The 24,991-nt window shown below is 39.3% G+C and carries 21 protein-coding genes; 19 read left to right on the top strand and 2 right to left on the bottom strand.

Annotated features, from left to right (window positions below; all coding sequences use genetic code 11):
- The first annotated feature begins 57 nt into the window (after window positions 1-57).
- The 11 genes from greA to BM102_RS08740 all read left to right on the top strand — a co-directional run bounded on the left by greA (window position 58) and on the right by BM102_RS08740 (window position 16,061).
- The gene (greA, locus tag BM102_RS08785; RefSeq protein ID WP_044936502.1) at window positions 58-537 is read left to right on the top strand and encodes a transcription elongation factor GreA; all 480 of its coding nucleotides are present in this window, start codon (window positions 58-60) and stop codon (window positions 535-537) included.
- 78 nt (window positions 538-615) lie between these two features.
- The gene (locus BM102_RS08780) at window positions 616-2,001 is read left to right on the top strand and encodes an MATE family efflux transporter (protein ID WP_090481077.1); all 1,386 of its coding nucleotides are present in this window, start codon (window positions 616-618) and stop codon (window positions 1,999-2,001) included.
- 84 nt (window positions 2,002-2,085) lie between these two features.
- On the top strand, window positions 2,086-4,107 hold the full coding sequence (gene lysS / locus BM102_RS08775; protein WP_090481074.1) for a lysine--tRNA ligase: 2,022 nt from the start codon (window positions 2,086-2,088) through the stop codon (window positions 4,105-4,107).
- A gap of 465 nt (window positions 4,108-4,572) precedes the next feature.
- Complete coding sequence (locus BM102_RS08770) at window positions 4,573-5,115, top strand: type IV toxin-antitoxin system AbiEi family antitoxin domain-containing protein (protein WP_090481070.1); 543 nt, start codon at window positions 4,573-4,575, stop codon at window positions 5,113-5,115.
- Window positions 5,115-5,915: a nucleotidyl transferase AbiEii/AbiGii toxin family protein gene (locus tag BM102_RS08765; protein ID WP_090481067.1), complete on the top strand. Its 801-nt coding sequence runs from the start codon at window positions 5,115-5,117 to the stop codon at window positions 5,913-5,915. The genes BM102_RS08770 and BM102_RS08765 overlap by 1 nt, the downstream gene beginning before the upstream one ends.
- A gap of 251 nt (window positions 5,916-6,166) precedes the next feature.
- A complete protein-coding gene (locus BM102_RS08760; protein ID WP_177194942.1) occupies window positions 6,167-9,862 on the top strand; it encodes a DEAD/DEAH box helicase in 3,696 nt (1,231 codons plus the stop codon).
- Between the two features lie 117 nt (window positions 9,863-9,979).
- Entirely contained in the window at window positions 9,980-10,132 is a 153-nt protein-coding gene (locus BM102_RS14315; protein ID WP_177194941.1) for a hypothetical protein, read from the top strand.
- A gap of 105 nt (window positions 10,133-10,237) precedes the next feature.
- Entirely contained in the window at window positions 10,238-11,296 is a 1,059-nt protein-coding gene (locus BM102_RS08755; protein WP_090481061.1) for a Fic family protein, read from the top strand.
- A gap of 233 nt (window positions 11,297-11,529) precedes the next feature.
- Window positions 11,530-13,083, top strand: coding sequence for a glutamate/gamma-aminobutyrate family transporter YjeM (gene yjeM / locus BM102_RS08750; protein WP_090481058.1), 1,554 nt, complete (start codon window positions 11,530-11,532; stop codon window positions 13,081-13,083).
- A gap of 174 nt (window positions 13,084-13,257) precedes the next feature.
- Window positions 13,258-14,733: a methyl-accepting chemotaxis protein gene (locus tag BM102_RS08745; RefSeq protein WP_090481055.1), complete on the top strand. Its 1,476-nt coding sequence runs from the start codon at window positions 13,258-13,260 to the stop codon at window positions 14,731-14,733.
- A gap of 137 nt (window positions 14,734-14,870) precedes the next feature.
- A complete protein-coding gene (locus tag BM102_RS08740) occupies window positions 14,871-16,061 on the top strand; it encodes a pyridoxal phosphate-dependent aminotransferase (protein ID WP_090481052.1) in 1,191 nt (396 codons plus the stop codon).
- Here the strand turns inward: BM102_RS08740 and BM102_RS08735 are convergent.
- Window positions 16,058-16,933, bottom strand: a complete 876-nt coding sequence (locus tag BM102_RS08735) for a LysR family transcriptional regulator (RefSeq protein WP_044936490.1) — start codon at window positions 16,931-16,933, stop codon at window positions 16,058-16,060. The two genes, BM102_RS08740 and BM102_RS08735, sit on opposite strands and share 4 nt — an antisense overlap.
- 85 nt (window positions 16,934-17,018) lie before the next feature.
- A complete protein-coding gene (locus BM102_RS08730; RefSeq protein WP_044936489.1) occupies window positions 17,019-18,392 on the bottom strand; it encodes an LVIVD repeat-containing protein in 1,374 nt (457 codons plus the stop codon).
- A gap of 331 nt (window positions 18,393-18,723) precedes the next feature.
- On the opposite strand from BM102_RS08730, the gene BM102_RS08725 reads away from it, so the two are divergent.
- The 8 genes from BM102_RS08725 to buk are packed head-to-tail and all read left to right on the top strand — an operon-like array spanning window position 18,724 to window position 24,981.
- The gene (locus tag BM102_RS08725; protein ID WP_044936487.1) at window positions 18,724-19,575 is read left to right on the top strand and encodes a hypothetical protein; all 852 of its coding nucleotides are present in this window, start codon (window positions 18,724-18,726) and stop codon (window positions 19,573-19,575) included.
- Window positions 19,576-19,606: 31 nt separating this feature from the next.
- The gene (locus BM102_RS08720; RefSeq protein ID WP_090481049.1) at window positions 19,607-20,305 is read left to right on the top strand and encodes a nucleotide-binding protein; all 699 of its coding nucleotides are present in this window, start codon (window positions 19,607-19,609) and stop codon (window positions 20,303-20,305) included.
- A 36-nt stretch (window positions 20,306-20,341) separates the two neighbouring features.
- On the top strand, window positions 20,342-20,557 hold the full coding sequence (locus BM102_RS08715) for a 4Fe-4S dicluster domain-containing protein (RefSeq protein WP_074791453.1): 216 nt from the start codon (window positions 20,342-20,344) through the stop codon (window positions 20,555-20,557).
- A gap of 3 nt (window positions 20,558-20,560) precedes the next feature.
- A complete protein-coding gene (vorB, locus tag BM102_RS08710; protein WP_044936484.1) occupies window positions 20,561-21,649 on the top strand; it encodes a 3-methyl-2-oxobutanoate dehydrogenase subunit VorB in 1,089 nt (362 codons plus the stop codon).
- Between the two features lies 1 nt (window position 21,650).
- Window positions 21,651-22,406, top strand: a complete 756-nt coding sequence (locus tag BM102_RS08705; protein ID WP_044936482.1) for a thiamine pyrophosphate-dependent enzyme — start codon at window positions 21,651-21,653, stop codon at window positions 22,404-22,406.
- The gene (locus BM102_RS08700; protein WP_033152747.1) at window positions 22,406-22,969 is read left to right on the top strand and encodes a 2-oxoacid:acceptor oxidoreductase family protein; all 564 of its coding nucleotides are present in this window, start codon (window positions 22,406-22,408) and stop codon (window positions 22,967-22,969) included. The genes BM102_RS08705 and BM102_RS08700 overlap by 1 nt, the downstream gene beginning before the upstream one ends.
- 22 nt (window positions 22,970-22,991) lie before the next feature.
- Entirely contained in the window at window positions 22,992-23,903 is a 912-nt protein-coding gene (locus BM102_RS08695; protein WP_090481046.1) for a phosphate acyltransferase, read from the top strand.
- Between the two features lie 10 nt (window positions 23,904-23,913).
- Complete coding sequence (buk, locus tag BM102_RS08690) at window positions 23,914-24,981, top strand: butyrate kinase (RefSeq protein ID WP_044936478.1); 1,068 nt, start codon at window positions 23,914-23,916, stop codon at window positions 24,979-24,981.
- Window positions 24,982-24,991: the final 10 nt, after the last annotated feature.

The raw sequence follows: 24,991 nt of genomic DNA, 5'->3' as shown, positions 1-24,991 counted from the left end.
AGTAGGGTCTTGCTTAGCAAGGCTCTTTTGAAAATTATAGACCCTGGAGGAAATAATATGGAAGCAAAGAAGAATTTACTTACTGCTGAAGGACTTAGAATATTAGAGGACGAACTTGAGGATCTCAAGGTCAATAAACGTAAAGAAGTATCACAGAAGATTAAGGAAGCTCGTGAGCAGGGTGACCTTTCAGAGAACGCAGAATACGATGCAGCTAAGGATGAGCAGAGAGATATCGAAGCTCGTATCGAAGAAATCGAAAAGATTCTTAAAAACGCTGAGGTCGTTACAGAAGAACACGATACAAAGAACATTAACATTGGATGGACCGTTACACTTCTTGATGTAGAGTTCGACGAGGAAGTTGAGTACAAAATCGTAGGTTCTACAGAGGCAAACAGCCTTAAGGGTAAGATTTCTAACGAGTCTCCTGTAGGTAAGGCTATTCTTGGACACAAGAAGGGCGATACAGTTACAGTAGAGACAGAAGCTGGAGAATTCCAGTACAAGATTCTTGCTGCAAAGAAGAACAAGTAATATCGCACATTAAGGCGGCCTATTCAGGGCCGCTTTTTTTGTACCTATAAATTAATCACATGACAAAAGGAGGAAAATATGCTAGCTAGACTTAAGAAAAAATACATCGGTGACAAGGCGTTTTACAGACGATATATTTTCCTGGCAACACCTATGATTATCCAGAATGCAATTACCAACTTCGTAAGTTTCTTGGATAATATCATGGTTGGACAATTGGGGCAGGAAGCAATATCTGCTGTCGCAACAGTCAATCAGTTAAACTTTGTTTTTTCACTGGCAGTTTTTGGTGCAGCTTCCGCAGGAAGCATCTACGGAGCACAGTACTTTGGTAAGGGCGACCACAAGGGTCATATGTACACTTTCCGTTTCAAGCTCTACACCACATTGCTTGTAACTATACTAGGTATTTTGATGTTCAAGGTTTGGGGAAGCCAGCTTATTTCCCTTTTCCTTACAGAAAGCGAAGGTGCATCTCCAGAGCTTGCACTTTCACTTGGACTTAAATACTTAAGTATTATTTTAGTTGGATTGATTCCATTTGCTGTAAACCAGGCATACGCCACAAACATCAAAGAAACAGGCCAGACGGTAGTTCCTATGGTAGCAGGTATGGTGGCAGTTGCTACAAACGCTATTTTGGACTACTGCTTGATTTTCGGATTTGGACCATTCCCACAGCTTGGAGTTGAGGGTGCTGCTATTGCAACTGTCATCGCAAGATATATCGAAGCAGCCATCGTTATTATTTGGGCTCACACTCACGCGGACAAAAACAAATATCTTGCAGGAGCTTATCTTGGTTTTGGAATCCCAAGAAAGATTTTTAATCAGATTCTCATCAAAGGTGCGCCACTTATGCTCAACGAAGTACTTTGGGCAGCAGGCGTTAGCGCTGTAACACAGAGTTACTCAATCCGTGGAATGAACGTACTTACAGCACTCAGCATTTCAAATACAGTAGGAAACCTTTTCAATATTGTATTTATCCAGCTTGGCGCATGTATCAGTATTATCGTTGGACAGTACCTTGGAGCAGGAGAGCTTGAGGAGGCAAAGGATGCAGATAACAAGATGATTGCATTCAGCGTATTCTGCTGTACAATCATGGCGGTTATCATGTTTGCATTTGGAGGATTGTTCCCTCACATTTACAATGTCACACCAGAAATCAGAGAGCTTGCTACAAAGTTTATTGCAGTAGCCGCACTCTGGATGCCATTCTGTTCATTCAGCCACTGCTCGTACTTTACACTTCGTTCAGGTGGCAAGACACTTGTAACATTCCTTTTCGACTCAGTATTTACATGGGTTGTTATGGCTCCACTTGCATTTGTATTGGCTCATTTTACTGGCCTTGGAATCGTTTGGGTGTACTTCTTTGTACAGGGAACAGAAATCATCAAAAACATCATGGGATATTTCATGGTAAAGAGCGATGTATGGCTTCAGCAGATAGTATAGTTCCTTGACACAATTGAGGAAACTAGACTATAATCAAGTAGTTTGACAATAATTAAAATGTTTTTAAATAGATAAGGAGAAATTATGGCAGAGCAGGATATTAATCAGTTACTTCAGGTTCGCCGTGAAAAGCTTTCTGCACTTCAGGAAGCTGGCAAGGATCCATTCCAGATCACAAAATTCGATCAGACTCATCACAGCGATGAAGTTCGCGCTCTTTACGAGGAGCATGAGGCAAAGCTTTTAGCAGGTCGTCCAGCTGTTAACACAGATGGAATGGATGAGGAGGCTGCAAAGCAGGCCATTAATGATGATTACAACGAGCGTCGTGCTATCATGGATGCAGATCCAATCCACGTTAGCATTGCAGGTCGTATGATGTTCAAGCGTGTTATGGGTAAGGCAAGCTTCTGCAATATCCAGGACTTACAGAACAGCATTCAGGTTTATGTTGCTCGTGATGCAATCGGAGAGGATTCATACGCAGATTTCAAGAAGTCAGATATCGGTGATATCTACGGTGTAAAGGGATATGCATTCAGAACAAAGACAGGTGAGATTTCTATCCATGCTGAGGAGATGACACTTCTTTCAAAGTCACTTCAGATTCTTCCAGAGAAGTTCCACGGTCTTACAGATACAGACACACGTTATCGTCAGCGTTATGTTGACCTTATCATGAACAAGGATTCAAAGGATGTATTTATCAAGCGTTCACTTATGATGCGCGAAATCCGTAACTTCCTTGCAAATCGTGATTTCATGGAAGTTGAGACACCTATGCTTGTTGAGAACGCAGGTGGTGCAGCAGCTCGTCCATTCTTTACACACTACAATGCACTTGGCGAGGAGCGTAAGCTTCGTATCTCTCTTGAGCTTTACCTTAAGAGACTTATCGTTGGTGGTCTTGAGCGTGTATTCGAGATTGGCCGTGTATTTAGAAACGAGGGTGTTGATGCTCGTCACAACCCAGAGTTCACTCTTATGGAGCTTTACCAGGCATACACAGATTACGAAGGTATGATGGAACTCACAGAGAGCATGTTCAGATACTTGGCAGAGAAGGTTGTTGGTTCTACAAAGATTTCTTACAACGGAGTAGAAATCGACCTTGGCAAGCCATTCGAAAGACTTACAATGACAGATGCTGTTAAGAAGTACGCAGGCATCGATTTTGATACAGTTGCAGACGATGAGGCTGCAAAGGCACTTGCTCGTGAGAAGGGCATCGAGTTTGAGGACCGTCACAAGAAGGGCGATATCCTTAACCTCTTCTTCGAGGAGTTCTGTGAGGAGAATCTTATCCAGCCTACATTTATTATGGATCACCCAATCGAGATTTCTCCACTTACAAAGAAGAAGCCATCTGACCCTACAAAGGTAGAGCGTTTCGAGCTCTTTATCAACGGATGGGAGATGTGTAACGCATACTCAGAGCTTAACGATCCAATCGATCAGCGTGAGCGTTTCGCAGCACAGGATGCAAATGCAGAAGCTGGTGATGACGAAGCTGAGCACACAGATGAGGACTTCCTTAACGCACTTGAAATTGGTATGCCACCTACAGGCGGTATTGGATACGGTCTCGACAGACTTTGCATGCTTCTTACAGATAGCGCTGCAATCCGTGACGTATTATTATTCCCAACTATGAAGTCACTTAACCCTACAAAGCCACAGGCAGCAGGTGCTGATAACGGATTCTTTGCTCCAAACGAGGGCTTAGATTTCTCAAACGTAAAGATCGAGCCACTTTTTGAGGAGCAGGTTGATTTCGACACATTCTCAAAGAGTGATTTCAGAGCTGTAAAGGTAAAGGCTTGCCAGGCAGTACCTAAGTCAAAGAAGCTTCTTCAGTTCACACTTGATGATGGTACAGGCACAGACCGTACAATCCTTTCTGGAATTCATGCATTCTATGAGCCAGAGGAGCTTGTTGGAAAGACACTTGTAGCTATTACAAACCTTCCACCAAGACCAATGATGGGCATCGAATCATGCGGTATGCTTCTTTCAGCAGTCAACAACCTTAAGGACAGCGAGGATGAAGAGCTTCACCTTCTTATGATTGACAACCACATCCCAGCTGGTGCTAAGTTATACTAATTAAAAAAGAGAACATGTGATAGAACTACCTTAGTTGGTAGTTCTATTTTTTTTATAGAGAACTGGCGTTTTTAACGTACAGGTCGGAATGTATATTGATGATGTAAGAAGAAAACGTATGGCGGAAGCATGGAGGTAACATATGATTATCCTTTGTATTTTAATTTTTCCGTTTACAGTATTGGCAGAACTTATGAAGATGAACAACTGTGGAGGACGCAGACGATGAGAAGATTTATATATTGGCTTCGAAGAAAATGGAGGATTCAGGAGAAGCAATGTGGGCAATGTTGTTTGACTTGCCTGTATTACGAGGAGTGTAGCGGAGATTACAAAAAAGAAAAGAAGTCAAGGATTGTCCAAAAAAATTTTATGTAAAAGATTAAATTCTTGCTGATTAACAAAATCAGATGTATAATTTACCTATACATACGCAAAAAACACAAAAATGCGGAGGTTTGGGAAATGCTATATACATATGAGGATGCTGTTACTAAGTTTGGCAGTAAATATCTTTTAAAAAAGGCTGTTGGAGAAGGCGACTTCTTTCAGCAGGAAAAAGGTGTTTATTCTGATACAAAGTATGTTCCGGCATTACAAATTATATCTATGAAGTATCCGAAAGCTGTATTTGCAATGGACAGCGCTTTTTACTATCATGGCTTGACCGACGTAATTCCTGAAAAATATTGTATAGCCACGGACAGGGATGCTGCAAAAATTTACAAAAAAAATATAATTCAGATTTTCGAAAATAAGAATTTGTTAAATCTCGGAGTTGAACAAATGGAAAGAGAAGGATGTGTGATTAACATATACAGCAAGGAAAGAATGCTTGTTGAATTGTTAAGACACAAAAGTAAATTGCCTTTTGATTATTATAAAGAGATACTTCTTAATTACCGAGACATGATACATGATCTGGATATCCCGCTTATACAAGACTATGCATATGAGGTTCCTAAAACCTCAATGATAATGGAACTATTACAGTTGGAGGTATTGTGATGATAGATATTGATGCAATGATTCAGAAAGAAATAGAAAATGGCTATGGAGATGCAAATGCGCAGTCTAAAGTGTGCCAAGATCTTATTTTAAAAGCTATTTCCGCAAGCACACTCAATAGGAATGTGACAATAAAAGGCGGCGTAGTTATGAGGAGCAAAACGGGAAATGTTCGTAGAGCAACTCAGGATATTGACCTTGATTTTATTAGATACTCGTTGGCTGACGAAGCGATAAATGCTTTTGTTAGAAAACTGAATTGTCTGGACGGGATAACAGTTGAAAGAGTTGGCGAGATTAAGGAACTGAAGCAGCAAGATTATCACGGCAAACGAATATACATAAAGATTACCGATTCTAAGGGCTTTAGTATTGAAAATAAACTCGATCTTGGAGTCCATACGCAGTTTGATATAGATCAGGAAGAGTATTGCTTTGACATTGCATATGATGATGATGGAGCCAGTCTGCTCATTAATTCGAACGAGCAGATGTTTGCTGAAAAACTGAGATCGTTACTTCGATTTGGAGCATTATCCAGTCGTTATAAGGATATCTTTGATATGTATTTTCTGAGTAGCCATGTTGATGCGGATAAGTTCAAAAAGTGTCTAGGAATATATGTATATAATGATCCTAAAATGCGTGAGAAAGATATAACCGGTATCATCAAAAGAGTGAATATGGTATTTAAGGATAAATCTTATACGAGCAGACTTAGAACTAGGGATGCTAATTGGCTTGGAGTTGATTCAGAAGATGTTACCAAAGGATTGATTGACTTTTTAAAGCAATTGTAGTTTACCAATTATCCGCAAAAACAAATATATTGCGGATGTATAGTTGGGAAGTGGGATGGCATTCGCCTGACCACACAGATTGTAAATGACCTGTTTTTGACTGAAAATCGACCTGAGTGGTAGGAAATAATCGGAAGTGACGTGGTCGATTTAAGCGGTATAATCGGGGACAGACAGACGCTTTAATATTCGGTATAATGGTTAATGTCGTTTATAAATTAAGTGTTAAGCTCCGTGGAGGGCATAGATTTATGGAAAAATCACAGTTACTTGCTGAGAAAGTCTTAAATTACTGGTTTGCAATTGAGTTTTTATCGCAGGATAAATATCCAGATAATTATGATGTCATGAATAAAGTTCGGAGGCAGAAAGAAAAAGTTGCCATGGGAGCGACTGGTGCCAAAAGCCTCGAAACATTTATCAAGCTTAAAGATGACGATATGGATAAAGATCTGTTTCAAATAATCAGCGATGAAACAGAAAAATGTGGAATGCAATTATGGGGAGATGTTTCTTTCTATGTTGGAAAGGTAAAGCGAGATTGTTGTATTGAAGAGATAACAAAGCTTATCAAAGTTGATTATAATGATTTACCAAAGCGTCCTGAAAAATCAAATGAAAAAATTGCTATGGTAAGTTTCCAGATTACATCAGACGGAAAGTTCGCTGAAAAGTCATTGTCACTATCTCCAGTATTGTGGGCAATGAATAAATTAAAGGATACAGATGGTGATTTATCAGAGTATCTTAAGGCCAAAAATTATAGTTCGGATTGCCGAGACCTTGAAGAAAAGTTTTTTGGTAAAAATATTGAAAGGCATGAAAGTACAGATATTGTTACTGATGTTAACAAGGTATCAACTGCTAAGAGTTTGGCTGTTGAAGCTGTTAAGCTGGAAACAGTAAAAAAACTCTATTCTTATATTGTTGATGAATATGTAAGAGGAAGTATCAAAATTACAGATGAAAATCCTGATGCATATGAAGTGATTTATGGATTGTCATTTCAAGTGTTTGCCGATGAGAAAACTAAGGATAAGAAAGAGGATGATAATTACTTAGGGCTTAGTCACGATTATTTTTCGACAGATATTAATATGGTTTTGGAAAAGGTCAAAAACAATAAGCTTGTTGAAACTGGCAAGATGACAGAAGATCTCCAAAAGTACATTGAAATTGCTGCTAATAGTAATCATGAACAGTTAGATCTTATAAATCCGATAAATAAGTATTTCCATGAATGTGTATTGAATATGTTACTAAGACCACAAGTAGCTCCGCTGGGTAAGTGGCCATCTAGGTTTATGCCAGCAATGATGCAGGAGGTGGCTATAAATGCAGCGTTGAATGGTGTAGATGATGTAACTGATGGTAATGGTAATATTTTTTCTGTTAATGGACCTCCAGGAACAGGAAAGACAACTCTTTTAAAAGAAGTTATAGTAGGAAATATAGTAAACAGAGCGATACTGCTATCGAAGTATGATAATCCGGATGATGCATTTGATGAGCATAGATTTCAATATGGTGACAAGCAAAATAACGCATATTCAAAGTTTGTTCAAAAATGGTATTCATTGAAAAATGACTCCATAAATGATTACAGTATGCTTGTAACTTCATGCAATAATGCTGCAGTTGAGAATATTTCAAAAGAATTGCCAAAGAGCATGCTTTCTGATCTTAAACCTTTAGCCAATGATTCTGATGAATTGAAGGAAAAGCTGCGGGAAGTGGAAGATCTATTTGATCCGGATAAATCAGAAGATATAGAAACGACTAAATCGGGTGATGAATATCGAGATGTTTATTTCACAAAATACGCCCGAGAGCTTTTGGATGATGCTAGTGCATGGGGATTGATAGCAGCTCCTCTTGGAAAACGATCTAATCTTTCTCGTTTTTATGGGAATGCTTTGATGAAAATTGATATGGATTTCTACGTCAATAAGGAAGCCGCCGTTAAGAGACGAGAAAAATATATTAAGGCTAGAGATGCTTTTAACAAGCAGCTTGCTATAGTACTAAAGCATCAAAAAGACTTGGATAACCTTCAATTAGCCATGATGAAATGTACGAAAAGCAGGAAGCGTATTGAAGAAACAAGAAATGATAGCAAGAATAAAATTAACGAGATATCAGAGCAAATAAATATTGTACAGACAGAACTGGCTGATATAGAGAAAAACAGAGAAACGCTTTTGATAGAGCGTGATAAGAGGTCTGAACTTTTAAGAAAGCTTGCGTATAAGAATCAGAATTTAGGACAGGAAAAAGAAAATCTTTATAAGCAGATTAAAGAAAATAATGAACTCTCGTTCAATACTAGAAGAAGTGTATCGTTTATTACAAAACTTCTAAATAAGAAAAAATATGATTCGGCAAACCGTCTGGCAGACAATTATGAATCGGAGGCTGCAAGGAAGCAGGAAGAATTAAATGTAATTGAAAAATCAATTGCGGAAGTACAAAAATCAGCTGCAGAAATGCAGAGACAGTATTCAGAATATACGTATAAACTCGATGGAGTCGATGATAATTTAAAAGAGAAACAGGCTAAGATTGATAAGCTAAAATCTGATGTTGAGTCTGAGAAAATGAGAGTTGTAGCAAGTGAGAATGAATATAATGAGGCTGTTTCAAAATATGAGGCGCGGATAAAAGCTTATGATCAAAATGACTGCATGAGAAAACTTACAATAGCTGATGCTGCGTTTATAGAAAAACTTCTTTCAACTACTGAAGAATCAACTGATGCACAGGTAGAAAATCCATGGCTTACTGAGCAGTATAACAGAGAGAGAGAAAAGCTATTTGCACTTGCCATGAAGCTCAATAAAGAATTTGTATTATCCTCCAACCATTGCCGAGATAACTTTAAGACCCTGGGCCATTATTGGGGTGTCCGTATGGGAGATGATGGAAAGAAAATTGATTTTGTTCAGAGTGATAAGGATAACTTTGTGCCAGCAGTTTTGCAGACATTATTTTTGTTTGTACCGGTGGTATCAACAACTTTTGCTTCGGTAGGAAATTTTTTAAGAGATGTTAAGAGACCTTCTGTGATAGGTACTCTTGTAGTAGATGAAGCAGGACAGGCTCAACCACAGATGGCAGTTGGAGCATTGTATAGAAGCAGGAAGGCGATTATCGTAGGAGATCCAAGGCAGGTAGAGCCAGTAGTTACAGATGATTTAGCACTTTTGAAAATGGCTTTTAGCGATAGTGACCTTGATTTTTATAAAAATAAAACTTTATCAGTGCAGAGCTTTGCAGATACCCTTAATTGTTTAGGGACCAATTTGGATAATAATGAAGGTGGAGAAGAATGGGTTGGATCACCTTTAGTGGTTCATAGAAGGTGCATTTCTCCTATGTATGATATTTCCAATGCGATTTCCTACAATGGCATCATGAAAAAGAAAACTGCAGAGCCAAAAGCTGGGCTACAAAAACAATTTATTAAAGATAGATCTGAGTGGATTGATGTAGTAGGAAAAGAAAGAGGTAATGGGGATCATTTTGTAGAAGCACAGGGAGAAAAGGTCTGCGAATTACTAGAAATAGCTTTTAGTAAGAATCCTGAGCCTAGCTTATATATTATTAGTCCTTTTACAACTGTTGTTGCAGGCATCAAAGAATATATAAAGCGATATTGTAAAAATCATCCTGATACTAAAATAGACAAAGACTATATGCTTGACTATGAGTATAAGAAAATCGGTACTGTACACACTTTCCAAGGTAAGGAGGCTAATGAAGTTATATTCCTTCTGGGATGTGATGATAGCGATAAAAATACAGGTATAGGCTTTGTTAACAAGAATATAGTTAATGTTGCAGTAACCAGAGCAAGGTATAGATTGTATATTGTGGGCGATGCAAAGGGGTGGAAAAAATCATGCTGTGTAGATATGGCGAGAGAATTGTTGGAAAAATATAGATAACCACATTCCAGCTGGTGCGAAGTTGTATTAATTAAAAAGTATTATATTAAAGTAAGCATACAAATAATAAAAGTATTATGCGTATGTTTACTTTTTTTAATTATATGGCATCATATAGTGTTGAATAGAAAGAACTGGAGTACAATTTATGAAACTATTGGCAATGACCAGCCAGCAGAATTACCTGACTTGGGAAGAAAAAGCAGTACCGAAGAAGATTTTGATAGTAGCACTGCCAACAAGAATCCTACTGCATATGATATCAAGTAGATGAATCAAGTATCTGCATATAAAATAGAGAATTATATGCAGATACTGCTTGAGTATCTGCATATTTTTTTGTATATTATATGCAGATACTTGAGGAGGTACAGTATGCATAAATTTGATTATTCATTTTTAGATGATGGAATGTTGCCTGCTGAAATGGTTAATTTGACAGCATCAATTGCTGCATTTGATGCAATATCATCTGAGCGCAAGGATGGAAACCAAAGTATTTATACAGAACTCGAAAAAATCGCTAGAGTGCAGTCTGTAAAGGGTTCTAATGCTATTGAAGGAATCATTACTACTGATGCAAGGATTAAGGAAATTGTAGATGGTGATAGTGCACCATTAAATCATAGTGAATGTGAAATTGCAGGATACAGAGACGCATTAGATGAGATTCATAAGAATCATCAATCTATGAGCTTTAATGAAAATACAATTTTACACATGCATCATATGATGACAAATCTAGCTGGTTATGAATTATCCGGAAAATATAAGGAAGAGGATAATTTGATTCTACAAGTTGATGAGAATGGAAGACGAAAAGTACGTTTTACTCCAATTCCAGCAAATGAGACTAATGAAGCAATGGAGCAGCTTATATTAGCTTATATAGATGCTAGAGATAATCCTAAAATTAATAGGTTGCTCTTAATTCCTTGTGTAATTTTAGATTTTTTATGTATACATCCATTTTCAGATGGTAATGGACGAATTTCCAGATTGCTATCTATTTTATTATTGTATAAGAGTGGATATGATGTTTGTAAATACGTTTCATTTGAGGAGCAAATTAATAATTCGAAGGATTTTTATTATGAAGCGTTACATGATTCTTCACAAGGATGGCATGAGAATGAAAATTCCTATTTTGAGTTTATGAAGAATTTTTTATCAACTTTATACAGATGCTATAAAGAACTAGATAAAAGATTCTCGACAGTTAATGGAAAGAAAATTCCTAAAAGTGAAAGAATAGAACAAACAGTTTTAAATAGTGTACTACCAGTGTCTAAATCTGAAATATGTGAATTGCTGATAGATGTTAGTCCAACAACAGTAGAAGCTGTTCTTGGTAAAATGGTAAAGGAGGGCTCTGTAAAAAAGATTGGACGAGCAAGAGCTACAAAGTATGTTAATGCAAAGTATATTGACTAGCTGGTGCTAAGTTGTATTAAAATAAATTTTCAAAACCTTCTTGGATAGAAATATCCAGGGAGGTTTTTTTGTTGCATGAAATTTTAGTATTTAAAGTTCTAAAGTTTAAAGTGCTAATGCATTGTATTTTCTGTGTTTAAGAGCCCTAAAAACATTGAGAATCATGGTATAATCGAGGACGCTGCGTGTATAAGAAAATTAAATACAGAATATATTTTATAAAGGAAGTAGTAATGAAAGAAGAAAAGAAATTAGGGCTCATGGCCCTCATACTGATGATCTTTACATCAGTATACGGATTCAACAATATCCCACGTTCATATTACTTGATGGGATATGCAGCAATTCCTTGGTTTGTAATTGCTGGTATTTTATTCTTTATACCATTTGCATTTATGGTAGCAGAGTTTGGTTCTGCATTTAAGGATGAGACAGGTGGTATGTATTCTTGGATGTGCAAGTCAGTAGGTCCTAAGTATGCATTCATCGGAACATTCATGTGGTACACATCATATGTACTTTGGATGGTAAATGTTTCATCAGGTATCTGGGTACCTGTATCAAACCTTATCTTTGGTGAGGATTGCACATCAAGCTGGTCTTTCTTTGGCTCAGAAATCCTTTCTGGCTCAAGACTTCTTGGTATCATGGCAATCATCTTCTTTATCTTTATCACATACTTTGATTCAAAGGGTATTGATAAGATTAGCAAGGTAACATCAATCGGTGGTACAGCAGTTCTTGTAATCAACATCATGGTAGTAGTTGGTTCAATCGTTATGATTATTGCTCGTCATGGTCAGCTTGAGCAGCCATTCCTTGGCACAGAGTCATTGATGGTCCCTCTTAATGCAGCATACCAGGGCAGCCCAATCATGATTTTATCATTTATTGTATATGCACTTTTCGCTTACGGCGGAATCGAAGCAGTTGGTGGTCTTGTTGACAAGACAGAGAACCCAAAGAAGAACTTCCCTAAGGGAATTGTTACAGCAGCTATGGTAATCGTAGTTGGTTATGCTCTTCTTATCATGCTTGTAGGTTCATTTACAAACTACAGCGAAATCCTTGGCTCAGACAATATTACACTTGGAAATGTTTCATATGTAATCATGTCAAACTTTGCAGCAGCATTTGGTAAGGCTTTTGGCGCTTCAGCAGCTACACAGGTTGCGCTTGCTCACGGATTCGCTCGAGTATACGCACTTATCATGCTTCTTGCACTTATGGGTGCTATGTTTACACTTGTTTATTCACCACTTAAGCAGATTATCGACGGAACTCCAAAGGAGCTTTGGCCAGGTAAGATGGGTGAAATCGCAGAGGATGGTATGCCAAAGAACGCTATGTGGATTCAGTGTGCAATTGTTTGCATCATGGTTCTTTTAGTTTCATTTGGTGGAGATACAATGCAGCAGTTCTTCGTTATCCTTACAGCTATGGTAAACGTTGGTATGACAGTACCATACATGTTTATTTCATTTGCATTCCCTAAGTTTAAGAAGATGAAGAACATCGACAGAAGCTTCGAAGTATTCAAGACACAGAAGTCTGCAAATATCTGGGGCTATGTTGTAACACTTACATTGTTCTTTGCAAACGCATTTGCTATTATTCAGCCAGCTCTTGATGGCGATTGGAAGACAACATTCTGGTCATTAAGTGGTCCAGTAATCTTCGGATTAGCTGCATGGATTATTTACACACGTTACGAAAAGAAATTAGCAGCAGGTGAATTCAATAAAGAAAATACATCTGATGTTGATGAAAACGTTGTAACAGAATAATAAATTTGAGCTATAATACCTTCTTGGAATGATATTTCAAGAAGGTATTTTTTATTGTTATAAATAGCTAATGATGAACATTTATACTAAAAAAGCGTAACAAACTGTGAACCTTGTTGAAAATAAATAAAAATCAATATATTCTCTTAGTTATAAGGGATAGGAGGACTTTTTATGGATATAAAAGAAAGACATATATACGAAAGTAATAAGCTAGGATTCAAGTTGGCTTGTATTATCCAGGTATTCGAATTAGCAGCTACAATCCTATATAGCGCTCAGCGAGTAGGATTTTCATTTATAAATACAACGACTATGTCTATACTGCAGATAATTGTGTTCATATTCTCAATTTATGCATACCTCCGATACAGCCGCAGAACAAGAGGCAGATATTTGATGATAGGCTCAATGCTCATTGGATACGCTGTATTGATGGCAGGATGTGTTCATGTCACATACATGTGGGCATTTGGACCAGCATTTATTATTCTTTCCCTTTTATTCAACGATGTAAAACTGACTATAGCTACATCCATAATTACAGCTGTTATTAATCTATTGTATATTCCATTGTTTTACATGTTCTCAGTGGAGGTTGCAGACAGACATTTTGCCGTAATGACAGATTCCATATTTATGGTTTTACTTTCTCTTATGGGTATATTCTATGTGCGTCTTAATTCACTTCAGAACAAAGAAACAATGGATGAAATCGAAGAGAATGTAAGACTTCAAGAAGAGAGTTCTGAGGTTATTAAAAATACAGGTATTACTATTGCTAAGAAGCTTGAGGATGCAAACGATGCAATGGAGGCATTGGCGTCAAAGGTTAGCTCCAGCGCAGAGGCTGCGCAGCAGATTAGCGAGTCTGTAAACCTTACAGCAGAGGCTATCCAGACTCAAACAGAAATGAATTCAAACATTACAGATTCCCTTGAAGAGATTGCTCATCAGGCTAGAGCGATGAGAAAGAACTCAGATGAAGTATCAGAGAACATCAGCGATGGTAACGCCCTTATTGAAGAGCTTCGTGCTAAATCAGACGAGGCATCTACAATCAATGCAGAAACTGCCACAATGACAAGCGAGCTTCAGGAATCAGCCGTAACTGTAAAGGATATCGTTGGTACAATTCTTGATATATCTGGCCAGACAAACCTTCTTGCCCTCAACGCATCAATTGAGGCTGCCAGAGCAGGAGAAGCAGGTAAAGGATTTGCAGTAGTAGCTGATGAAATCCGTGCACTTTCAGAGCATACAAAAGAATCTGCAGAGCAGATTTCATCAACAATCGACGAGTTAATTCAGCGTGTAAATACAGCATCTACAAACATGCAAAAGAGTGTGGAATCAGCAAATCAGCAGGGCGAAATGATTGCAGAAACTGGAGAGAAATTCGAAATCATCCTTGAGAAAATCACAGATCTTGCTCGCCGCGTAGCTACAATCTCTGATAATGTAGATGGCTGTGTAGATGCCAACAGTAAGGTAATGGATGCCATCAGCAACCTATCTGCAACATCACAGGAAGTTGCTGCATCTTCAGAATCTAGCATCACTCTCAACCAAGACTGTGAAGCTGACATGGAAAGCACCAAAGAAATCCTCCATGACATCCTCACAATCTCTCGTGGTAGCATGAATTAAAGGAATGTATGAGTATAGATAAAAATGAGAGACTGGACATTTGTCTAGTCTCTTATTTTTTGCATGGACATTAGGGAAAAAGAGGCATATAATACAAAGTAATTTAACGATTTAAAGCGACAGAGAGGGTGAGAAGAATGGTTATTTCGAAGAACATGGAAGCGCTTGTAGCAGGCAGTTCTACAATTAGAAAATTATTTGAAGAGGGGTTACACCTTGCAGCTGAGGTTGGTGCAGAGAATGTATATGATTTCAGCTTGGGAAATCCTGCAGCGCCAGTACCTGCAAAGGTTACACAGGCAATTAAGGATATATTAGCTGAGAATCCTGATTCATATGTTCATGGATATATGAAGAATGCAGGATTTGATGAGGTTAGATCAAATGTTGCAAACAGCTTAAATAAAAAGTTTGATATGGGCTATGGGCCAGAAGATATCGTTATGACAGTAGGTGCGGCTGGCGCCATGAATTGCGTGTTTAGAGCACTTTTAGGATACGAGGATGAGGTAATTGCATTCGCACCTTATTTTGGTGAATATAGAAGCTATGTGGCAAACTATGGCGGTATTTTAAAGGTAGTGCCAGCAAAGCTTGATGATTTCGATTTGAATTTGGATGAGCTTGATGCGCTTATCAACGAGAAAACAAAGTGTGTCATTGTAAATAATCCAAATAATCCTTCTGGAAAGGTTTATCCTGCAGCTACACTTCAGAAGCTAGCAGATATTTTGGAGAAGGCTGAAAAGAGAGTAGGCCACCCAATTTATGTCATTGCAGATGAGCCTTACAGAGAGCTTGTTTACGATGGAGATGAGGTGCCTTACATTCCTTCTATCATCAAAAACAGCATTTACATGTACTCATTCAGCAAGACTCTTTCCCTTCCAGGAGAGCGAATTGGCTACATGGCTCTTTCTAAGAGAATGGATTACTACGAGGAAATGATTGGTGCTATGGTTGTAGCCAATAGATGCTTGGGATATATTAACGCCCCATCTCTATTCCAGCTTGTAGTATCAAGATGCCTTGATGTAGACGTAGATTTGGAATTCTACGACAAGAATAGAAAGCTTTTATATAGCAAGCTTACAGAACTTGGCTTTGAAGTTGTGAAGCCACAGGGAGCATTTTATCTGCTTGTAAAATCTCCATATGAAAACGAGGAAGAGTTTGTAAAGGCAGCAAAGAAAAACCATATTATTCTGGTTTCTACAAAGACATTTGGCTGTCCGGGATATGTACGTATTGCATATTGTGTGGATTACAAAATGATAGAACGCTCTTTGCCAGCCTTTGAACAACTGGCAAAGGATTGCGGTCTTTAGTCGATAGATTTGAAATGCTCGTTGATTTTTTTATAGAGCATATCAATTGAAGACGAAATAGTATTACGCTTCCAAGCGATAGAAATTGGAAGATGATCATTAAGATTAAAATAATGGATTCCCGGGTGGTGGATTCCCTGGTACCAACCGTCCAGAACCGCCACTCCCAGTCCATTTTCTACAGAGGCAAACACTGTATTGATGTTTGGCACTGCAGTAAATCTTGGAACAAAACCATAAGGTCTAAATAATAATTCAATGTCCTGACACAGCTCGCCGACACGTGGATCGTCAATCATATAGAAAGTATATGATGCGAAATCGGCAGCTGTTTTTATTTTGTCAAAATCTGGTAAAAGCTCAGAGTATACAACGATACGAGGTATGCTTGTGAACTTGTATCTAACCAAATCAGCTCTTCCCTCAACATAATCCGATGAAGTAATAATTGCATCTAAATGCTTGTCCTCAAGGGCCTGGAGAAGGTCTCTAAAGCCAAGACATTCAAATGAAATCATAAAGTCGGGATCCTCACTACGGCATTCATTAACAACCTTTGGAAGAAAGCTTGAAACATTCCAGCCGATATTGTATCCCAAGCGGATATGGTTGGTAGTGTTGGCAAGCATCTTGCGGATGTTGTGTAACTCAGCAAAATAGCGCTGGAAGAAATTGAAATAAAGTGTGCCTTCATCGGACAGAGAAATGTGTCTGCTGTTTTCTCTGATGAAAAGATTCACTCCAAGCTCTTCTTCCAAGGCAGAAATATATCTGCTGACTGCTGGCTGAGGAAGATATAAATTTTGAGCAGCTTTTGTAAAGCTTAAATGTTTTGCTGTTTGTAAAAAACATTCTATCTGTTTATCATTCATGCCCCCTATTATAGCAAAAAAATAACAGCTGTCACGTGGGCAACTGTTATTTATATATGGAGAATTTAAAATTAGTAGAAATAACCTATACTAAACATTTAAGGATATAAACACCATCATGCATTGCGTTCATGTAGATGTATCCTCTGTCATCAACAACCAAATCCTCAGCTGTTCCAAGAGGCTTGTTAGGCATCTTTACATCGAAGCAAAGCTTCTCTGGGTTTGGTGGGATGAAGTAAGCGATTTCCTTTGGTACATATGGATCAGAAATATCGTATACACGAAGTCCTGCGTGGAAGTAGCAGTCATAAGCTCTGTCACTTCTATCCTCAAGCCAAGGCTTACCAGTCATTGGCTCATGAAGATTGTGTGGACCAAAGGATGTAGGATAACCGTATCCTAAATCATTAAAGTTTTTATATGGGAAGTCCTCTGGAACCTCAGGATAAGGAAGTACTGAAATAAGTACTGGATCCTCAGGATCTGAGATATCAAACATCTCAATACCGCACATAGCCTGTACGCCGAACTTATCAAAATCGTTTTTGTTATAAGTCCACTGACGCTCACCTTCCTGCATACCAATAGCATATTTTGTGCCATGGATTGGCATGAATGTGTGGCAAAGTGCACCGCCAAACTTTGTAGCGAAAGGTGGAGTCATTTTTGCTTCACCGATTACCTGTGGCCACTCTGGATTTGAAACATCAAGAATCTTGAATCCGGCACCAGCGCAGCTAAGATAAGCTGTATCGCCATCAACATATGGAAAATGTACGAAACCAGGGTATGTATTGTAGCCCTGCCATCCATTCCATTCTTTTTCTCTAGTCTTCTTGGTCTGATTTCCATAGAACTGACCAGGATTCCACCAACGTCCAACCTCATGTGGATTTGTTGGGTCTGAAATATCTACGATTCTGTAGATGAAATCCTTAAATCCAACTGCTGTAGCAGAAAGATGTAAATATTTGCCACCGTTATATGTGAAACGATGAACACCGGCACCTGGGTTGCCCTCATCACCTGTTGACCAGAATGAAAGCTTCTTAGGATGCTCTGGGTCTTCCTTAAGAGAGAAGATATGTACTCCGCCTGGAGCTGGAGTGTACTTCTCTGGAGCAGGTCCATGAAGGAACTCAAGACAGTTACCATTTGAAACAATCATGAGATCATCTGCAATCTGAACCTTAGGTGTAGACATGTAAGGATAAACCTCTGGATCCATAACAGGCATGTACTGTACATGACGAGGATTTGCAGGGTCTGTTACATCGATAATTTCAACACCATATCCGTAGAAGCAGCCGCCGTAAAGATAATACTTGCCGTCAGCTGTTTTATATAACTGTGATTGGAATAAGTAATGATTGTCAGCATCGTGATATGCGACAACTTCCATATTCTTTATATAGCCTTCGTTTCCTGGGCTTTTAGCATAAAACTTTTCGCTCATAAAAACCTCCTTATAAGTGATTGCCTTAATTATAGGTCTCAAATTTTGGCTAAGTCCAATATTAAAAAGTGGTCATCAATAATATCAATTTTGTTATTGAAAAAAATTTCTCACTTAGATCCAAATCTGGATAAAAATTTTCTTTCATTATATGGGTTAAAAATTTAACAGACTTATATCAATTTTGTTATCAATGTCCAACAATATTGATATTTTTTATCAAGAATCTGCGGTGTTATTATCACAAATAGTTAAATATGCACAATAAATGTGCCTAAAAGAGATGTCCAGTTGGTTAGTTTTATCTAACCGATGTAGAAGGAGGATTGTTATGGCTTACGAGTTTAACTTAATGAGAAGCTTAATCTATGTGGGGTTAGCAAAGGAAGAATACAGACCTAAGCTTGAGCACTGGCTCTACTATCATCATGTGCCAGAAAGCATCAGCAAGTTTTCCCCATATGTAACAAAGTATGCGTTCTACCAGGCATACCCAACACCACCAGAAGGAAAAAGATTTGGTGCAAGAGAGATGCAGCTTACAGAGCATTACTGGTTAGTAAATGAGCATCTTCCAGAGATGGCAAACAACATCTTCTGTGAATATATGCCAATGGATGTACTTCGCTGGCAGGGATGTATTCCTGATGTAGAAAGTGCGACAGTACATGATAATTCAGAGTCTGGCGACGCAGGTCGTGCAGCAGGTGGCGGAGATTTCCCACCATTTATTTTCTCATTCGTTCCAATCAACTGGGAGGAAGATTTCAAGGGAAAAGATAGAACAATGGAAGATGGACCAAACTTCCGTTGGCAGTTCCTTATCAAGTATCCAGAGGAGTGCGGTAAGGAAGAAGGAGAAAGATGGTTCCATGAAGAAGTGGTTCCATTCCTTACAGGATCTGTTCGAGTAAACAGAGTAGTAAGTAGCAAGGTAATCGTTAACTACGGTGCTCCAGAAGCACAGTTCGATAGAGTTGTTGAGGTTTGGTTTGAAGGACCAGAAGAATGGCATGAGCTTTGTGTAAACCTTGCAAAGACACATCTTACAAAGCCAGCTTGGGCACAGCAGGATGAGTTCCCATTCTTAAAGCCACAGCACAATATAGCTTCAGTATTCCTTGGTGACAGATGTACATCTGACAATTTAAGACAGTACAAGGGCTATATCACACTTAGATAAATTCACTTATAGGTTTTAGCGAGGTAGAAAAATGCAACTAATCAAAAATGCATTAGCAATGAACAAAACAAATTTCATTCTCATTGGAGAGGCGGGATGCGGAAAGAGCGAGATAGCTCTTAATCTTGCTGAATACCTTGCTAAAAATACTGATAAGCATGTCCATCTGATTGATATGGACATGACAAAACCTCTATTTAGATCCAGGGATTTGCTAAACAGCGGGAAGCTCTCTGAAGTAAATATCCACTATGAAGAACAATTCTTTGATGCTCCAACAGTAGTAGGAGGAGTCAGAGAGCTTTTAGCAGATCCGGAAAGCATTGTTGTTATGGATGTAGGCGGTGATGATATCGGCGCCAGATCCATAGGAGGATTCATGCTTGGTGTGGACAAAAAATCCCTATGTGTCATGTATGTACTAAATTACTACAGACCATTCTGCCAGGACATTGATCACATTGATCGATTCCTTTCGGAAATTCTCGCAGTTTCCCATTTAACACTTGAGGATATTCACTTTGTGGATAATCCAAATGCAGGCCTGACAACAACTATTGATGAGGTTGTTGATGGCGCAAACAAAATGAATGAAATCATTTCTGAATACAGAGAAATAGAAATGAATGTGGTTCATGAAGGATTATACGAATCCGTTAAAAACAAGCTCCAAAAAGAAAAGATTATGCCTATACACTTGTTCCTAACCTATGAATGGCTTAGGGACTAAGTTTATGGATAGATATTAGATAAAGGAGGTCTAATAATGGCAAAGTTTAAAGTTAATGTAGTTGCCGAACGTTGCAAAAGCTGTGGTTATTGCATGAAATTCTGTCCAAAGAATGTTCTAGAAGTTGGAACAGAAGTAAATGCAAAAGGCTATGAATATGTAGTGGCTGCAAGACAAGATGACTGTATAGGTTGTCTCACATGCGGTCGCATTTGTCCTGATGGGGCAATTGAGATTTATAAGGAGGATTAAAAAATGGCTAGAACATTTATGAAGGGCAGCGAGGCTGTAGCTGAAGCAGCAGTACGTGCCGGTTGCCGTTTTTTCGCAGGTTATCCTATCACACCTCAGAACGAAGTCCCAGAGTATTTCTCAAGAAGACTTCCAGAAGTTGGTGGAACATTTATACAGGGTGAGTCTGAGGTTGCATCAATCAACATGGTTTACGGTGCAGCATCAGCAGGTGTCAGAGCAATGACATCTTCATCATCACCAGGAATCGCACTTAAGAGTGAGGGTATCTCATATTGTGCATCAGCTCGTATTCCAATTGTGTATACAAACTTCGCAAGAGGGGGCCCTGGAGTAGGTTCAATCCAGCCAGCACAGATGGATTACTTTGAGGCTACAAAGGCAGCTGGTAACGGTGGTTTCCAGATGATGGTACTTGCTCCTTCAACAGTACAGGAAGCTGTAGATCTTACAGTTAAGGCTTTCGAGCTTGCTGATAGAGATAGAAACCCAGTTCACATCCTTGCTGATGGTGTTATCGCAACAATGATGGAGCCAGTTGAGCTTCCAGAGATGATGTCTGAGGAAAAGGTTGCTGAAATCAGAGAGTCAAAGAAGAAGTGGGCTTGCGTAGGACATGAGCTTGATTATGCAAATCGTGCTTGGATCCAGCCAGGTCAGTGGCAGACAACTGTTATGCAGAAGTGTAACGAAGAAGCTGCAGCACTTTATGAGTCATGGAAGAAGAATGACGTAATGGTTGAGGAATACATGGTTGAGGATGCTGAAATCATCCTTACAGCTTATGGTATTTCAGGACGTATTGCTAAGTCTTCTGTAGACATTCTCAGAAAGCAGGGAATCAAGGTTGGACTTATTCGTCCTATCACACTTAACCCATTCCCAACAGAAGCTTTTGAAAAGTTAGATTACTCAAAGGTAAAGGCAATTCTTGATGTTGAGATGTCAATCCCAGCTCAGTATGCAACAGATGTTGAAGCAGTTGTTAGACGTCGTTGCCCAGTTGAGAAGTGCTTATGCTCTGGTGGTAACGTAATGTCAAGAGAGGCCGTGCTTGAGGCTGTAATGAAAATAGCAGGACAGGAGGCTTAACATGGCAGAATTATTATATAGCAGAACAAAAACAATTCAGGAGGACAAGGTTTCAGGATTTTGTCCAGGATGTATGCATTCTTCAGTTATGAAGTTAATCGGAGAAGTTATCGATGAGCTCGGTATCGTTGATAAGACAGCAGCTGTTCTTGGTATTGGTTGCTGTGGTCTTCAGATGGACTACATGGCATACGACAACATCACAGCTCCACACGGTAGAGCATGTGCAGTTGCAACAGGTATGAAGAGAGCAAATCCAGATACTATTTACTATACATATCAGGGTGATGGTGACCTTGCATCAATCGGTCTTGCAGAGACAATGTCTGCAGCAAACCGTGGCGAGAACTTCACAGTTATCTTCGTAAACAACGGAATCTATGGTATGACAGGTGGTCAGCTTGCTCCTACTACACTTTTCGGAATGAAGGCTTCAACTGCTCCTAAGGGACGTATCGCTGAAGAGCATGGTTATCCAATGCACGTTTGTGAGACGCTCAACCAGCTTACAGCTCCTTACTATCTTGAGAGAACAAGCTGCAACACACCAGCAAATGTATTGAAGACAAAGAAGGCCATCAAGAAGGCATTCCAGTATCAGATGGAAGGCAAGGGCTTCTCACTTGTTGAAATCGTTACAAGCTGCCCAACAAACTGGGGACTTGATTCACTTAAGGCACTTGATTTCCTTGAGGAGAACATGCTTAAGGAATACCCACTTGGTGTCATCAGAGACAAAGGAATGGAGGAGAAATAATGGAAACAAATTTATGTGTAGCCGGATTCGGCGGACAGGGCGTTATGACCCTCGGAAAATTCCTTGCATCTGCAACTTGTGATTCTACAGATAAGAATGTAACATTCTTCCCTTCATACGGCGCAGAGCAGCGTGGTGGTACAGCAAACTGCTACGTAGTTATTTCAGATGAAATGATTGGTGCACCACTTGGTGACACAATGGACGACCTTATCGTTATGAACGGTCCTTCATTAAACAAGTTCATCGGAACTCTTAAGCCAGGCGGACGCCTTTTCATCAACAGCTCAATCGTAAAGGACAAGATTGAAAGAACAGATGTTGAAATCGTAGAGGCACCTGTAACAGAGCTTGCTCTTGAGATGGGTAATGCAAAGGTTCTTAACGTAATCATGCTTGGTGTTTACGTAGGTTATACAGAGGTTATCGCTCCAGAAATCGTTTGGGGCACAGTAGAGCACAAGCTTTCAAGCAAGCCAAAGCTTTTACCTCTCAACAAGGCAGCATTTGATAAGGGTCTTGAAATTGGACGTGAGTTCAAGGTTAAGAACGGCAAAAACTAATTTGATTTGAAAGGTAAAGCGTATGGTATTTCATAATTTTGATGAGCTTATCGCAAAGGTAAAGGGCAATCCTTCAAGAAAGATTATGGCAGTTGCATGTGCAAACGATGATCATACACTTGAAGCTGTTGTTCACGCTCGACGCGAAGGCATTGTTGAGCCAATTCTTGTTGGTGAGAAGGCAATCATTACAGAAATCTTAGCAAAGCTTAAGGAAGAAATTCCTGAGGAAAACATCATCGATGTTCCTGCTGATGATTTACAGAAGGCCTGCGAAACAGCTGTAAAGCTTGTTAGCTCAGGCAAGGCAGATTTCCTTATGAAGGGTAAGGTTGATACAAAAATTATCCTTAAGGAAGTTGTTAATAAGGAATACGGACTTGGACAGGGAAGACTTATGTCTCACTTCACAATGTTCGAAGTTCCAACTTATCACAAAGTAATTCTTCCAGTTGATGGCGGTATGGTTACATATCCAGACCTTCAGCAGAAGAAGGAGATTATCCAGAACACAGTAGACACACTTGTAGCTATGGGATATGACTGCCCAAAGGTTGGTGTTCTTGCATGTGTTGAGAAGGTTAATCCAAAGATGCCAGAGTCTGTTGATGCAGCAGAGCTTCAGGCAATGAACGAAAGAGGCGAGATTACAAATTGTATCGTAGAAGGACCTATCCAGTACGACTGCGTTATGAGAAAAGACCTTGCTGATTTCAAGGGACTTGAGTCTAGAATCGCTGGCGACCCAGATGTACTTGTTGCTCCAAACATCCATGCTGGAAACATCATGGGAAAGATGTATGCAATAAGCTGTGGTGCAAAGATGGCCGGATTTATCGTAGGTGCAAAGTGCCCAATCGTTATGGTTTCAAGAGGTTCATCGGCTGAGGAGAAATATCTTTCAATAGTTGTTTCTGCAGCAGCTGTTAAATAAGGAGAAAAACATGGCAAATGAAAAAATTCTTGTCATCAATCCAGGCTCTACTTCAACAAAAATTGCTGTTTATCAGGCTGATGAACAGCAATGGGTTGAAAGTATTGCTCACTCGATGGATGACTTAAAGAACTACCCAACAATCTATGATCAGCTTGATATGAGAAAAGAACTAATCATGGCATGCCTTGCAAAGCATGGCGATAAGCTTGATTCTCTTGGAGCAATCGTAGGTCGTGGTGGAGCACTTCCTCCAGTAAAGACTGGCGCTTATGAAGTAAATGAGAAGATGGTTGATACATTACGTTTCCACCCAGTTGATCAGCATGCTTCAAATCTTGGCGCAGGCATTGCATATAGCCTTGCACAGGAAATCGGCGTAAAGGCTTACATCTACGATGCTATCACAGTTGACGAGATGACAGAGGTAAACAAAATCACAGGACTTAAGGGCGTTAGAGTTCCAGCCAAGGGACACAACTTAAATACAAGAGCAGCAGCCCTCAAGCTTTGTGCAGATAAGGGGATTGATTATAACAAGGTAAACATCATCGTAGCTCACCTTGGTGGAGGTATCACAGTAAACCTTCATTCTAATGGACAGATTGTTGATTTCTTCAACGATGAAATCGGAACATTTGCGCCAGAGCGTGCCGGCGGACTTCCTACATACGCACTTGTAGATTTGTGCTACAGCGGCGAGTACACAAAGGAAGAAATGATGAAGAAGCTCCAGCGTAAGGGTGGTATCGCTTCTTACCTTGGAACAGCAGACATGCGCGAAGTTGAGCAGATGGTTGTTGACGGAAACGAAGAGGCAGCTCTTCTTTTTGAGGCAATGGCTCTCAATACAGCAAAGACAATTGCACGTATCGCTCCATCAGTTGACGGAAAGGTTGACTACATCGTACTTACAGGCGGTCTTGCTTATTCAGATATGTTCGTAGACTCAATCAAAAAGCACGTTGGTTTCGTTGGACCTATCGAAGTAATTCCAGGTGAAAACGAAATGAAGGCTCTTGCTGAAGGCACTCTTCGTGTTATGAGAGGCCAGGAAAAGGCAAGAATTTACGAATAATCTTATTGGA

This window comes from Pseudobutyrivibrio sp. JW11 (assembly GCF_900115355.1).
In the GTDB taxonomy this organism is placed as follows: Bacteria; Bacillota; Clostridia; order Lachnospirales; family Lachnospiraceae; genus Pseudobutyrivibrio; species Pseudobutyrivibrio ruminis.
The sequence above is the reverse complement of the archived record's forward strand: the minus strand, read 5'-3'. Positions and strand labels throughout refer to the sequence as shown.

Bases quoted from the DNA above. Each gene is read 5' to 3' on its own strand.
- greA (WP_044936502.1), top strand. From the start codon at position 58: ATGGAAGCAAAGAAGAATTTACTTACTGCTGAAGGACTTAGAATATTA.
- BM102_RS08780 (WP_090481077.1), top strand. From the start codon at position 616: ATGCTAGCTAGACTTAAGAAAAAATACATCGGTGACAAGGCGTTTTAC.
- lysS (WP_090481074.1), top strand. From the start codon at position 2,086: ATGGCAGAGCAGGATATTAATCAGTTACTTCAGGTTCGCCGTGAAAAG.
- BM102_RS08770 (WP_090481070.1), top strand. From the start codon at position 4,573: ATGCTATATACATATGAGGATGCTGTTACTAAGTTTGGCAGTAAATAT.
- BM102_RS08765 (WP_090481067.1), top strand. From the start codon at position 5,115: ATGATAGATATTGATGCAATGATTCAGAAAGAAATAGAAAATGGCTAT.
- BM102_RS08760 (WP_177194942.1), top strand. From the start codon at position 6,167: ATGGAAAAATCACAGTTACTTGCTGAGAAAGTCTTAAATTACTGGTTT.
- BM102_RS08755 (WP_090481061.1), top strand. From the start codon at position 10,238: ATGCATAAATTTGATTATTCATTTTTAGATGATGGAATGTTGCCTGCT.
- yjeM (WP_090481058.1), top strand. From the start codon at position 11,530: ATGAAAGAAGAAAAGAAATTAGGGCTCATGGCCCTCATACTGATGATC.
- BM102_RS08745 (WP_090481055.1), top strand. From the start codon at position 13,258: ATGGATATAAAAGAAAGACATATATACGAAAGTAATAAGCTAGGATTC.
- BM102_RS08740 (WP_090481052.1), top strand. From the start codon at position 14,871: ATGGTTATTTCGAAGAACATGGAAGCGCTTGTAGCAGGCAGTTCTACA.
- BM102_RS08735 (WP_044936490.1), bottom strand. From the start codon at position 16,933: ATGAATGATAAACAGATAGAATGTTTTTTACAAACAGCAAAACATTTA.
- BM102_RS08730 (WP_044936489.1), bottom strand. From the start codon at position 18,392: ATGAGCGAAAAGTTTTATGCTAAAAGCCCAGGAAACGAAGGCTATATA.
- BM102_RS08725 (WP_044936487.1), top strand. From the start codon at position 18,724: ATGGCTTACGAGTTTAACTTAATGAGAAGCTTAATCTATGTGGGGTTA.
- BM102_RS08720 (WP_090481049.1), top strand. From the start codon at position 19,607: ATGCAACTAATCAAAAATGCATTAGCAATGAACAAAACAAATTTCATT.
- BM102_RS08715 (WP_074791453.1), top strand. From the start codon at position 20,342: ATGGCAAAGTTTAAAGTTAATGTAGTTGCCGAACGTTGCAAAAGCTGT.
- vorB (WP_044936484.1), top strand. From the start codon at position 20,561: ATGGCTAGAACATTTATGAAGGGCAGCGAGGCTGTAGCTGAAGCAGCA.
- BM102_RS08705 (WP_044936482.1), top strand. From the start codon at position 21,651: ATGGCAGAATTATTATATAGCAGAACAAAAACAATTCAGGAGGACAAG.
- BM102_RS08700 (WP_033152747.1), top strand. From the start codon at position 22,406: ATGGAAACAAATTTATGTGTAGCCGGATTCGGCGGACAGGGCGTTATG.
- BM102_RS08695 (WP_090481046.1), top strand. From the start codon at position 22,992: ATGGTATTTCATAATTTTGATGAGCTTATCGCAAAGGTAAAGGGCAAT.
- buk (WP_044936478.1), top strand. From the start codon at position 23,914: ATGGCAAATGAAAAAATTCTTGTCATCAATCCAGGCTCTACTTCAACA.